The sequence below is a fragment of the Saccharothrix longispora genome, from assembly GCF_031455225.1.
Lineage (GTDB): Bacteria > Actinomycetota > Actinomycetes > Mycobacteriales > Pseudonocardiaceae > Actinosynnema > Actinosynnema longispora.
Window position 1 is genome coordinate 6,526,082 of the sequence record NZ_JAVDSG010000001.1, and the last position, 12,000, is coordinate 6,538,081.

Annotated in this window: 12 protein-coding genes; 3 read left to right on the forward strand and 9 right to left on the reverse strand. The window is 71.5% G+C overall.

Going from position 1 to position 12,000, the window contains the following annotated elements; translation table 11 throughout:
• The first annotated feature begins 156 nt into the window (after window positions 1-156).
• Entirely contained in the window at window positions 157-537 is a 381-nt protein-coding gene (locus tag J2S66_RS27915; RefSeq protein ID WP_310310242.1) for a VOC family protein, read from the forward strand.
• Between the two features lie 502 nt (window positions 538-1,039).
• The gene (locus J2S66_RS27920; RefSeq protein WP_306743986.1) at window positions 1,040-2,143 is read left to right on the forward strand and encodes an FAD-binding oxidoreductase; all 1,104 of its coding nucleotides are present in this window, start codon (window positions 1,040-1,042) and stop codon (window positions 2,141-2,143) included.
• 212 nt (window positions 2,144-2,355) lie between these two features.
• On the opposite strand, the gene J2S66_RS27925 is transcribed toward J2S66_RS27920, so the two are convergent.
• The 8 genes from J2S66_RS27925 to J2S66_RS27960 form a co-directional block, all read right to left on the reverse strand.
• On the reverse strand, window positions 2,356-2,784 hold the full coding sequence (locus J2S66_RS27925; RefSeq protein WP_310310245.1) for a heat shock protein transcriptional repressor HspR: 429 nt from the start codon (window positions 2,782-2,784) through the stop codon (window positions 2,356-2,358).
• On the reverse strand, window positions 2,781-3,944 hold the full coding sequence (dnaJ, locus tag J2S66_RS27930) for a molecular chaperone DnaJ (protein WP_310310247.1): 1,164 nt from the start codon (window positions 3,942-3,944) through the stop codon (window positions 2,781-2,783). Before dnaJ ends, J2S66_RS27925 begins: the two co-directional genes overlap by 4 nt.
• 19 nt (window positions 3,945-3,963) lie before the next feature.
• Entirely contained in the window at window positions 3,964-4,686 is a 723-nt protein-coding gene (gene grpE, locus J2S66_RS27935) for a nucleotide exchange factor GrpE (RefSeq protein WP_310310249.1), read from the reverse strand.
• A complete protein-coding gene (gene dnaK, locus J2S66_RS27940) occupies window positions 4,683-6,536 on the reverse strand; it encodes a molecular chaperone DnaK (RefSeq protein ID WP_310310251.1) in 1,854 nt (617 codons plus the stop codon). The genes grpE and dnaK overlap by 4 nt, the downstream gene beginning before the upstream one ends.
• 233 nt (window positions 6,537-6,769) lie before the next feature.
• Window positions 6,770-7,555 carry a DUF4097 family beta strand repeat-containing protein gene (locus tag J2S66_RS27945; protein WP_310310253.1) on the reverse strand — a complete coding sequence of 262 codons (786 nt, stop codon included), beginning with the start codon at window positions 7,553-7,555 and terminating at the stop codon, window positions 6,770-6,772.
• 133 nt (window positions 7,556-7,688) lie between these two features.
• A complete protein-coding gene (locus J2S66_RS27950) occupies window positions 7,689-8,258 on the reverse strand; it encodes a hypothetical protein (RefSeq protein ID WP_310310255.1) in 570 nt (189 codons plus the stop codon).
• Complete coding sequence (locus J2S66_RS27955) at window positions 8,255-8,809, reverse strand: TetR/AcrR family transcriptional regulator (RefSeq protein WP_306743993.1); 555 nt, start codon at window positions 8,807-8,809, stop codon at window positions 8,255-8,257. Before J2S66_RS27955 ends, J2S66_RS27950 begins: the two co-directional genes overlap by 4 nt.
• Complete coding sequence (locus J2S66_RS27960; protein ID WP_310315116.1) at window positions 8,802-9,134, reverse strand: DMT family transporter; 333 nt, start codon at window positions 9,132-9,134, stop codon at window positions 8,802-8,804. The genes J2S66_RS27955 and J2S66_RS27960 overlap by 8 nt, the downstream gene beginning before the upstream one ends.
• A 141-nt stretch (window positions 9,135-9,275) precedes the next feature.
• Here J2S66_RS27960 and J2S66_RS27965 point away from each other — a divergent pair, with 141 nt between their 5' ends.
• Window positions 9,276-11,549 (forward strand): (Fe-S)-binding protein, encoded by a 2,274-nt coding sequence (locus J2S66_RS27965; protein ID WP_310310257.1) that lies wholly within the window; start codon window positions 9,276-9,278, stop codon window positions 11,547-11,549.
• Between the two features lie 57 nt (window positions 11,550-11,606).
• Here the strand turns inward: J2S66_RS27965 and J2S66_RS27970 are convergent, their stop codons facing one another.
• Window positions 11,607-11,990, reverse strand: a complete 384-nt coding sequence (locus tag J2S66_RS27970; RefSeq protein ID WP_310310258.1) for a phage holin family protein — start codon at window positions 11,988-11,990, stop codon at window positions 11,607-11,609.
• Window positions 11,991-12,000 lie beyond the last annotated feature (10 nt).

Sequence of the window (12,000 nt, forward strand, 5' to 3'; positions counted from 1 at the left end):
CGGGGCGGTGGCGCGCACCGGTTCTCACCTTGGTCAACGTCAGAAAAGTTGAGCCTGTTCCGCTCAACCTGGTCGAAGTGGGTGACGTGGGCCACGTCCCTCGGGCCGGCCCGGAAACCCGGTGCGGCCCGCGGGCGCGGGCGTGATGATCTCCGCATGACCTCCCTCGTGCACCACATCACCGTCGACTGCCGGGACGCGTACGGGTTGGCCCTGTTCTGGAGCGCCGTCACCGGGCGGCCGGTGAGCGACGACGACGAGCCGGGCGACCCGGAGGCGCTGGTCGAGCTGCCGTCCGGGCCGGGGCTGCTCTTCATCCAGGTGCCGGAGGAGAAGGCCGTGAAGAACCGGCTGCACCTCGACCTCCAGCCCGACGGGCCGCGCGACGCCGAGGTCGAGCGGCTGCTGGGCCTGGGCGCGGCCCTGGTCGACGACCGGCGCACGCCCGACGGCAAGGGGTGGGTCGTGCTGGCCGATCCCGAGGGCAACGAGTTCTGCGTCGAGCGCAGCGCGGCCGAGCGTGAGGACCCGGCCTGACACGTCACCCGGATGTCGCAGGCGGTTGTCCACATCATCACGCGAGTTGTCCACAAACCGCAGGTGGGAATCCACAGGGCGGTTCGGGAACCGTGTCCGGGCGGGTCGGCTTCGGCCGGTCCGGTGATCGTCCGCGCGCCGCCCGGTCCCGCGTCCCGGCGCGGGCCCGGTTCCGCACCGCGTCCGGACCGCGCGTGATGGCCTACCCGGAAGAGTGGGCCGGAAGCCCCGCGTTCGGTATAAGTGAGGGGGAATGGCCACCCGTTGGCCGGAGCGGTTGACGACTGTCGGTAATCGCACTGCACTCGAAGGTGGCATCAAGGAGTCAACCAGCCAGTTGACGGGTTAGGGTCCCCCTCGTCGGGGATGGAAGCTTGACGAGGTAGCGCCTTGCTGGCGCCGCTGGAAACGTGGAGACTGCGCCCGGACCATGACTGCGAACGCTGTGTTGAGCCCCTTCCCGAGCCCTCCGCACCGAGAACCTCCTCCTGGCGTCACCGCGATGGTGCGGATGATCCGGGAGAGCTTCGCGGTGGTGGAGCCGCGCCAGGAAGAGGTCGCGAAGTTCTTCTACGGCATGCTCTTCAGCCTGGCGCCCGCGACCCGCGAGATGTTCCCCGCGAACATGGAGGTCCAGCGGAGCCGGTTGCTGCGCGCGCTCGTCCACGTCGTGCAGATGGTGGACCGCCCGGACGACCTGATCCCGTTCCTGCGCCAACTGGGCCGTGACCACCGCAAGTTCGGTGTCGTCAACGTGCACTACGAGTCGGTCGGCACGGCGCTGCTCGCCGCGGTGAAGAAGTTCGCCGGCCCCGCGTGGACACCGCAGGTCGAGATGGCCTGGGCCGAGGCGTACACGATCATGGCCCGCGCGATGCAGGAGGCCGCGGCGGCGGACGACGGCCCCGCGTACTGGCACGCCACCGTGCTGGAGCACCAGCGGGTGAGCTGGGACCTGGCCGTGGTGCGGCTCCAGCCCGACCACCCGGTGAACTACCGGGCCGGGCAGTACGTGAGCGTCGAGACGCCCCAGCGCGCCCGCCTGTGGCGCTACTTCACGCCCGCCAACGCGCCGCGCGACGACGGCATCATCGAGTTCCACATCCGCTCGGTCGAGGGCGGCTGGGTCAGCCGGTCCATCGTCGGCCACACCCAGCCCGGTGACGTCTGGCGCATCGGCCCGCCCATGGGTCGGCTGTCCGTCGACCGCAAGGCCGGGCGCGACGTGCTCATGGTCGCCGGCGGCACGGGGGTGGCGCCGATGCACGCGATCATCGACGAGATGGCCAAGTGGGGCGAGAACCCGCGCGTGCACCTGTTCATGGGCGGTCGGACGCGGGAGGACCTGTACGACCTGGACAACCTCCAGCGGTTCGCGATGACCAACCCGTGGTTGACCGTCGTGCCGGTGCTGGAGTCCGACCCGGGTGCGCGCGGGGTGGAGCAGGGCACGCTGGCCGATGTCGTCACCCGGTACGGGACGTGGCAGGAGCGGGACGTGCTGGTGTGCGGGTCGCCCTCGATGATCCGGGCGACGGTGTCGCGCATGCTGGTGGCCGGGACGCCGTTGGACAGGATCAAGTACGACCCGTTCACGCTGGACTGACCGGTCGGCCACGTCGGCCGGTCACGTCGGCGGCCACGGGCGGGAGCCCCCGCTTCCGCGTGTCGGCGGTCAGGCGGTGGTCGAGCGGTGCGCGGTGGGGCTGGCCGGGTGGTCCGTCGCGGGGTTCCTCGTGTGCAACCGAGTCGCGGGACCCCCGTTCACGTACATGTCCGGGGAGATGATCACCCGATCGTGTCGCAGCCCGGGCCTGGTCAGCGCTTCCTGTTCGGCTTCCAGACCACCAGGGCCGTCTCGTGCCGGACCGGCACGAGGTCGCGCCGGTAGGAGGCGTGCACCGACGCCGCCGCGTGCTCCGCCGCCGCCAGCGCCCGGGACAGTTCCTCGGTCAGCTCCTGGACCTTCGCCCGCAGCGCGCCGACCTCGTTCTCCAGCTCGATGATCCGCTTGACGCCCGCCAGGTTGACGCCTTCCTCCTGCGACAACCTCTGCACCTCGCGCAGCAGCACGATGTCGCGCATCGAGTACCGCCGCCCGCCCCCGGACGTGCGACCGGGGGACACCAGGCCCATCCGGTCGTACGCGCGCAGGGTCTGGGCGTGCAGGCCCGACAGCTGGGCGGCCACGGAGATGACGAAGAACGGGGTGTCCTCGTCGGTGCCGGGCGGGAACGGGAAGCTCACACCGACCTCTTCTCCAACAGGGCGTTGAGCTCGGCACGGGGGTCGTGCTGGGCGGTGGCCGAGGCGTAGTTCTCCAGTGCTTCGCGGGCGGTGCCGTCCATGTTGTTGGGCACGGCCACCTGGAGCGTGATGAGCAGGTCGCCGACCTGGCCGTCGCGCCGGGCGATGCCCTTGCCCTTGGCCCGCAGCACGCGTCCGCTGGCGGTGCCGGCGGGCACCTTCAACGTCACCTTGCCGTCCAGCGTGGGCACCGTCAACGTGGTGCCGAGCGCCAGTTCCGGGAACGTGACGGGCGCGGTGAGGGTCAGGTCGTTGCCGGTGCGGCCGAACACGGGGTGCGGCGTCACGTGGACGCGCACGAACAGGTCGCCCGCCGGACCGCTGTTGCGACCGGGTTCGCCCTGGCCGGCGAGCCGGATGCGCTGGCCGTCGTCGACGCCTGCCGGGATGCGGATGGTCAGGGTGCGGGTCTTGGTGCTGACGCCGTCGCCGCCGCACTCGGGGCACGGGTCGTCGATGAGCCGGCCGGTGCCGCGGCAGTCGGTGCACGGCTCGCTGAACGCGAACGCGCCCTGGCTGCGGGTGACGAGGCCGGCACCGCCGCAGTTGGTGCAGGTGCGGGGGGACGTGCCGGGGCGCGCCCCGGAACCGGCGCAGGTGCCGCAGGTGGCGGGGCTGGCGAGGCGCATGGGGACGGTGGCGCCGCGCACGGCTTCGGTGAAGTCGATGCGCACGTCGGTCTCGACGTCCTCGCCGCGCCGGGGGCGGGTGGCGGACGCGGCGCCGCCGCGGCGGTTGAACAGCCCGCCGAGGAGGTCGCCGAGACCGCCGCCCATGCCGCCGGCCTGCTGCTGGCGGTTGAACAGGTCGCCGACGTCGAAGCCGCCGCCGGTGCCGAAGCCGCCGGGGAACCCGCCGCCCCCGGCGAAGAGGCGGCGGGCTTCGTCGTACTGCTTGCGCTTCGCGGCGTCGGACAGCACGCCGTACGCCTCGGAGACGGCCTTGAAGCGCGCCTCGGCCTTGGCGTCACCGGGGTTGGCGTCGGGGTGGAGCTCCCGCGCCAACTTCCGGTACGCCTTCTTGATCTCGTCGGCCGAGGCGTCGGAGGAGACGCCCAGTTCGCGGTAGAAGTCCTTCTCGATCCAGTCCCTAGCGCTCATCGGACGCCGCCCCCTTTCCTCAGTCCTGCTGCTGGTCGTCCGCGGCCGGTTCGGCCGCGGGCTCGTGGTCGGTCACCGCGACCATCGCGGGCCGCAGCACGCGCTCGCCGAAGCGGTAGCCGCGCCGGAGCACGGCGGTCACGGTGGGTCCGTCCACGTCGGGGGACGTGCTGTGCTGCACGGCCTCGTGCACGGCCGGGTCGAACTCCTCGCCCTCGTGCCCGAACGGCTCCAGGCCGGTGCCGTGCAGGGCGCTGACGAGCTTGTCGGCCACCGCCTTGAACGCGCCGGTCAGGTCGCCGTGCGTGCCGGCCCGCTCGATGTCGTCGAGCACGGCGAGCAGTTCGCCGGCCACCTGCGCCTTGGCGTTGGCGACGACCAGTTCGCGGTCGCGCTCGATGCGCTTGCGGTAGTTGGCGTACTCGGCGGTGAGCCGCTGGAGGTCGGCGGTCCGCTCGTCGAGCTGGGCCTTCAGCGCGACGGCCGGGTCGTCGGCGACGGCCTCACCGGCCGGGGCCGTCGAGGTCTCCGGAGCCTCGGGGACCCCGGTGACGTCGGCCGCCGGGACCTCCTCGACGTCCAGGGTCCCGGACGCCGGGGCGTCCTCGGGAGCGGCGTGCCTGCCGCTCCCGGCGGACGCCTCGGCCTCGTCGGCGGCCGGGGGGCGCACCTCGCCCGTGTCGGGGTCGATGCGCCGCCGGTCGTTCACCACCACTCGGGGCTGCTCTTCGGACTGGGTCACTTCTTCTCGTCCTCGTCCACGATCTCCGCGTCGACCACGTCGTCGGCCTTGGGGGCGTCGCCGGCGGACTGGCCGCCCGCGGCACCGGCGGCGTCACCGGTGGGCGCGCTGTTGGCGTACAGGGACTGGCCGATGGCCTGCGACTCGGTGGCGAGCTTCTCCACGGCGGTGCGGACCTTGGCGATGTCCTCGCCCTTCAGGGCCTCGGTGGTCTCCGCGATGGCGGCGCTCACCTTGTCCTTGACCTCGGCCGGGATCTTGTCCTCGTTCTCCTTGAGGACCTTCTCCGTCTGGTAGACCAGCGTCTCGGCCTGGTTGCGGACCTCGGCCTCCTCGCGGCGGCGCTTGTCCTCCTCGGCGTGCGCCTCGGCGTCCTTGATCATCTGCTCGATGTCGTCCTTCGGCAGCGCGGAGCCGCCGGTGATCGTCATCCGCTGCTCCTTGCCCGTGCCCATGTCCTTGGCGGACACGTGCACGATGCCGTTCGCGTCGATGTCGAAGGTGACCTCGATCTGCGGGACGCCGCGGGGCGCGGGCGGCAGGCCGGTCAGCTCGAACATGCCGAGCTTCTTGTTGTCGGCCGCGAAGTCGCGCTCGCCCTGGAAGACCTGGATCTGCACGGACGGCTGGTTGTCGTCGGCCGTGGTGAAGATCTCGGAGCGCTTGGTGGGGATGGTCGTGTTGCGCTCGATGAGCTTGGTCATCACGCCGCCCTTGGTCTCGATGCCCAGGGACAGCGGGGTGACGTCGAGCAGCAGGACGTCCTTGACCTCGCCCTTCAGCACGCCGGCCTGCAGCGCCGCGCCGACGGCGACGACCTCGTCCGGGTTGACGCCCTTGTTGGGCTCGCGGCCACCGGTCAGCTCCTTGACCAGCTCGGCCACGGCGGGCATGCGGGTCGAGCCGCCGACGAGCACGACGTGGTCGATGTCGCCGACGCTGATGCCGGCGTCCTTGATCACGTTGTTGAACGGGGCGCGGGTGCGCTCCAGCAGGTCGTTGGTGATCCGCTGGAACTCGGCGCGGGACAGCGTCTCGTCCATGAACAGCGGGTTCTTGTCCGAGTCGACCGTGATGTAGGGCAGGTTGATGGAGGCGTTGTTCGAGCTGGACAGCTCGATCTTCGCCTTCTCCGCCGCCTCGCGGATGCGCTGCAGCGCCATCTTGTCCTTGGTCAGGTCGATGCCGTTGCTCTGCTTGAACCGGTCGACCAGCCAGTCGACGATGCGCTGGTCCCAGTCGTCGCCGCCGAGGTGGTTGTCACCGGAGGTCGCGCGGACCTCGACGACGCCGTCACCGAGCTCCAGCAGCGAGACGTCGAACGTGCCGCCACCGAGGTCGAAGACCAGGATCGTCTGCTCCTTCTCGCCCTTGTCGAGGCCGTAGGCCAGGGCGGCGGAGGTGGGCTCGTTGACGATGCGGAGCACGTTGAGGCCCGCGATCTGGCCGGCCTCCTTGGTGGCCTGGCGCTGCGAGTCCTCGAAGTAGGCGGGGACGGTGATCACCGCGTCGGTGATCTCCTCGCCCAGGTACGCCTCGGCGTCGCGCTTGAGCTTCATCAGCACGCGCGCGCTGATCTCCTGCGGCGTGTACTGCTTGCCGTCGACGTCGGAGGTCTTCCAGTCCGTGCCGATGTGCCGCTTCACGGACCGGATCGTCCGGTCGACGTTGGTCACCGCCTGGTTCTTGGCGGGCTGACCGGTGAGCACCTCGCCGTTCTTGGCGAAGGCCACGATGGACGGGGTCGTCCGCGAGCCCTCGGAGTTGGCGATCACCGTCGGCTCGCCACCCTCGAGAACCGCGACGACGGAGTTGGTCGTCCCCAGGTCGATGCCGACCGCTCGCGCCATTTGGATTCCTCCTGGTAGTACGTCTGTGTGAGCCCCGCATTGAGCGGGCCCGGCTCAAGTTTGCCAGGTCTTCCGGACTTGAGTCCAGTCGGCTCAACCTTCCTGCCAGTCCAACGACCGGGGCGCTCCCGGTGTTCCCGCCGGGACGTGATCCGCGACACCCGGGCACCGGCGGACCACGGCGAACGGCCCCGACCGGCCGGAGCCGATCGGGGCCGGGGGGCCGGGGGCCGCTACGCGGCGCGCACCGTGACGTCGCCGCTGCCGCTGCGCAGCACCAGTTCGGCCGAGGCGCCCGGGGCGTCCTCCACGTCGACGGTGCGCGTGCCGCTGTCGACCTCCACGGCCACCCGGTAGGCGCCGCGCGGCACGCGGACGGTGACGTTGCCGCTGTCCGCGTCGGCGCGCACCGACGCCACGGCCGCCATCTCCACGTCGATGTCGCCGGAGCCGTTCTCGACGGTCACCGCGCCGCGGATGCCCGACAGCCGGGCGTTGCCGGAGTCGACCGACCCGGCGAAGTCGCCGCCCACCGAGGTCGCCTCGACGTCACCGGAGCCGTTGTCCACCCGCACGGCGCCGCTGACGTCCCGCACGACGGCGTTGCCGGAGTCGACCCGGACCTCGACGGCGGCGACCCCCTCCAGCCGCACGTCGCCGGAGCCGGCGACACCGGAGACCCGGACGTCCGCCGACGGCACGAAGACCTCGTAGTCGACGCTGCACTGGTCGCCGCACCCGCCGAGGACCAGCTTCGAGCCCTCCACCCGGTGCGTCCCGCCGCTCGGCTTGTCGGTCGTGCGCGGGTACCGCACGTGCCGCCGGACCTCGGTCTCCGACGCGCCCGGGCGGCTGCGCACGACGACGTCGCCGGAGTCGTTGTCGAAGGCGACCTCGGTGATCCCCCCGGTCACCACGTGCTGATCGTCGAAGCTCTCCTGCACGAGCCGCACGCAGGACGTGAGCGACACGGCCGCCGACACCGCCGCGACGGCGACCCACGCGATCCCCTTGACCACGACTCCCCCTCGGACATCACCTGTTGTTGCCGCCACGCTAGGGCGGCGCGGCGGGCCGCCACACCGGGAAGGCCCCCGAGGTCGTCCGGGGGTTGTCCCTACCCCGCCTCGGGGTCGGGCCGCGACTCCGGGCTCAGGCCAGGTCCTCCACGACGGCGCGCAGCGCGGGCGCACTGCGCGCCGGGTCGCTGAGGAAGCGCTGGGAGGCGATGACGTGCGCGTCGGTCGTCCGCTCCCACACCATGCCCTGCACGGCCACCTCGGTGATCACCAGGCGGAACGGGCGGACGTGGCGGCCGAGCCGGTTCTCCACGCCGCGGACCACCTCGCCGACGGGCAGCGCGCCGCGCGTGGTGGCGTGCCGGTCGCCGTGGTCGAGCACGGCGGGCCCCAGGGCGAGCACGGCGGCGCGCAGCGCGGGGCGGACGGTCAGGGACCGGCCCGCCGGGTCGGCGGGCGACTCGGCGGGCAGCTCGGTGCGCGCGTGGTCGAGGACGTCCGCCCACCAGCCCAGCCACTCCTCGGCCGCCGCGGCGCGGTCGACCCCCGCCGGGACGACGACGGGCACGGACGGGTCGAGGCCGGGCAGCTCGGGCACGGTGTCGACGGAGAGCGCCAGGGTGTCGCGCAGGAACAGCGCGGTGTTGACCGCCTGGTTGATCCCGTGGGAGACCTGCCACGACTCACGACCGGCGAACCTCATGGGCCCAGTGTGGCGCGCGGAGGTCGCCGACCGGGCATCAGAAGGGACACGACCGGCTCGAATTCCCGCGCCACCGGGGGGACCTCCGCGATCAGGCCCTGGATCAGCAGCCCGTCGAGACCGGCGAGCAGCGCCCGCAGCGCCACCGGTTCCCCCGGGCCGACCGCCTCGGCGACCAGGTCGAGCCACCGGCGCGCGGCGGGGCGCAGCTCCGGTCGCCGCGCGGCGAGCAGGTACAGCTCGTACTCGGCCATCGTCCGGCCGCGGTGCGGGCCCACGGCGTCGGCCAGGAACCGGGCGAACGCCGCCGGCGTCGGCGGCAGGCTGCGGAAACTCGAAGCCATCTCCTCGGCCGACCACGTGAGCGTCGCGATCAGCAGGTCGTCGAGGGTCGCGTAGTAGTAGGTGGCCGACGTCGCGGGCACCCCCGCCTCGCGCGCCACGGAGCGGTGGCCCACGCCCGCCACGCCGTCCCGCTCCACGACCCGCAGCGCGGCTTCGAGCAGGGCCCGCCGCCTCCGCTCGCCGCGCGCCCGCCGGCCGTCAACCACGACCGGCGCTGCCCAGCTCGATGGTGACGACACCGGCGATGACCAGCAGCAGGCCCGCCACGACGGTCGCGTTCAGCGGCTCCCCGAACAGCACGGCGCCGACCGCGGCCACCGCGGCGATGCCGAACGCGCACCAGATCGCGTACGCCACGGCGATCGGCATGCCCAGCTGGAGGGCCTTGCCGAGGGCGCCGAACGCCACCAGGTACCCCACGACCACCACGATCGAGGGAATCGGCTTGGAGAACCCCTCGGACAGCTTCAGGAACACCGTGGCGACCACCTCGCCGACGATCGCCACCGCGAGAGCCGCGTAGACCAGCAACGGAGCCACTCCCCGGAAAGTTGAACAGATGTTCCAGAAGTGTAACCCGCGTATGTGATGCCACACGTCCAAGTGGTTACCGGTCAGTAATCGGGCGTAGGCTGCCCAGCCAGGAGAACGGACGAGAAAGGCCGCCACCCAATGGGAGCCCTCCAGCTCACCCTCGGCGCCATCGGCGTCGCCGTCAGCGTGTACGCCTGGGGTCTGTTCGTCGCCGGTGTGATGCGGATGATCAGGATCATCCGCCTCGGCCAGCCGGACTCGACGCGCAACGGCCCGTTCTGGCCGCGCTTCAAGACGCTCGTCGTCGAGTTCGCCGCGCACACCCGCATGGCGAAGTTCCGCAAGGTCGCCCCGTGGCACTGGATGGTGATGTGGGGCTTCCTCATCGGGTCCGTCGTGCTGTTCGAGGCGTACGGCGAGGTCTTCTACCCCGGCTTCCACTGGCCCGTCATCGGCACCTGGTCCGCGTGGGCCCTGCTGATCGAACTGCTCGGCCTCGGCACCGTCGTCGGCGGCATCGCGCTGGCGGTCATCCGGCAGCTCAACCACCCGCGCCGCGCCGACCGGCTGTCCCGGTTCGCGGGCTCCAGCTTCAAGTCCGCCTACTTCGTCGAAGCGGTCGTGATCATCGAGGGCCTCGGCATCCTCGGCGTGAAGGCGTTCAAGCAGGCCGCCGGCCTGGAGGACCCGCCGCTGTGGTCGTCCTTCGTCACCGCCCCGCTGTCCACGATCCTGCCGTCGAACCCGGACTGGGTCTCGGTCATGGCGATCATCAAGCTGCTCTCGGCGATGGTGTGGCTGGTCGTGGTGGCCAAGAACCTCACCATGGGCGTCGCCTGGCACCGGTTCAGCGCGTTCTTCAACATCTACTTCAAGCGCGAGGACGACGGCGGCGTCGCCCTGGGCGCCCTCAAGCCGATGATGAGCGGCGGCAAGGTCCTCGACCTGGAGGAGGCCGACCCCGACACGGACGTGTTCGGCGTCGGCAAGGTCGAGGACTTCTCCTGGAAGGGCTGGCTGGACTTCAGCACCTGCACCGAGTGCGGCCGCTGCCAGTCCCAGTGCCCCGCGTGGAACACCGGCAAGCCGCTGTCCCCGAAGCTCGTCATCACCCAGCTGCGCGACCACGCGTTCGCCAAGGCCCCCTACCTGATGGCCGGCGGCAGCCGCGACATGGCGGGCGACGAGGTCGGCCTGGTCGAGGACAAGTACGAGGACTACAAGAAGCGCCTGGAGTCGATCGACGTCCTGGCGATGGCCGAGTCCGAGCGCCCGCTGATCGGCGGCGCGGACGAGATGGGCGTCATCGACCCCGAGGTGCTGTGGTCCTGCACCACGTGCGGCGCGTGCGTCGAGCAGTGCCCGGTGGACATCGAGCACGTCGACCACATCGTCGACATGCGCCGCTACCAGGTGCTGATCGAGTCGAACTTCCCGTCCGAGCTGGGCGGCATGTTCAAGAACCTGGAGAACAAGGGCAACCCGTGGGGCCAGAACTCCAAGGACCGCCTCGCGTGGACCGAGGGCCTGGACTTCGACGTGCCGGTGTTCGACGGCGAGCTGGGTGACACCGAGTACCTGTTCTGGGTCGGCTGCGCGGGCGCGTTCGAGGACCGGGCGAAGAAGACCACGCGTGCCGTGGCCGAGCTGCTGCACACCGCAGGCGTCAAGTACACCGTGCTCGGCCCGGAGGAGTCCTGCTCCGGTGACCCGGCGCGGCGCGCCGGCAACGAGTTCCTGTTCCAGATGCTGGCGCAGCAGAACGTCGAGGTGCTCAACACCGTGTTCGACGGCCGCGAGCCCGGCGGGCGCAAGATCGTCGTGACGTGCGCGCACTGCTTCAACACGCTCGCCAACGAGTACCCGCAGGTCGGCGGCCAGTACGAGGTCGTGCACCACACGCAGCTGCTCAACCGCCTGGTGCGCGAGCGGCGGCTGGTGCCGGTGGCCGAGGTCGCCGAGGACGTCACCTACCACGATCCCTGCTACCTGGGCCGCCACAACAAGGTCTACGAGGCGCCGCGCGAGCTGGTCGGCGCGTCCGGCGCCACGCTGCGGGAGATGCCGCGGCACGGCGACCGGTCCATGTGCTGCGGCGCCGGTGGCGCCCGCATGTGGATGGAGGAGCGCGTCGGCAAGCGGATCAACGTCGACCGCGTGGACGAGGCGCTCGGCACCGCGCCGTCGAAGATCGCGACCGGCTGCCCGTTCTGCCGCGTGATGCTCACCGACGGCGTGACGGCCCGCCAGAACGAGGGCGTCGCCGGGCCGCACGTCGAGGTCGTGGACGTGGCCCAGCTGCTGCTGACGTCCGTGCGGCGCGGCCTGGACCGCGAGGCGCAGGACGTGCCGACGGACGAGGCCCCGTCCGGCACCCCGCTGCCGGACGAGGACAAGGCCTCGACCAACTAGTGCCGCGAACGCCGAACGCCCCCTCCCGACGCGGGAGGGGGCGTTCGGCGTTCGCGCTCAGCCGCGGTCGGCGACGCGGTCGTAGACGAGGTTCAGCACCCAGCTCGCGAGGGCCACGATGATCGCGCCGAAGAACGCGGGCCAGAAGCCGCTCACCTCGAACGGCAGGCCCAGCTCGCCCGCCAGCCAGCCGGTGAGCCAGAACAGCAGGGCGTTCACGACGAGGCCGATCAGGCCCAGCGTCACCACGTAGAACAGGCAGCCGAAGAACTTCACCAGCGGCTTGACCACCGCGTTGACCAAGCCGAACAGCAGCGCGACGCCGATCAGCGTGCCGACCTTCGCGGGGGTCGAGGCCCCGGCGTCCAGGTCGATGCCCGGGATGACCGTGGCGACCCAGACCGCCACCGCCGTCAGCAGTACGTGCACGAGAATGCCCATGCTGCCGCAG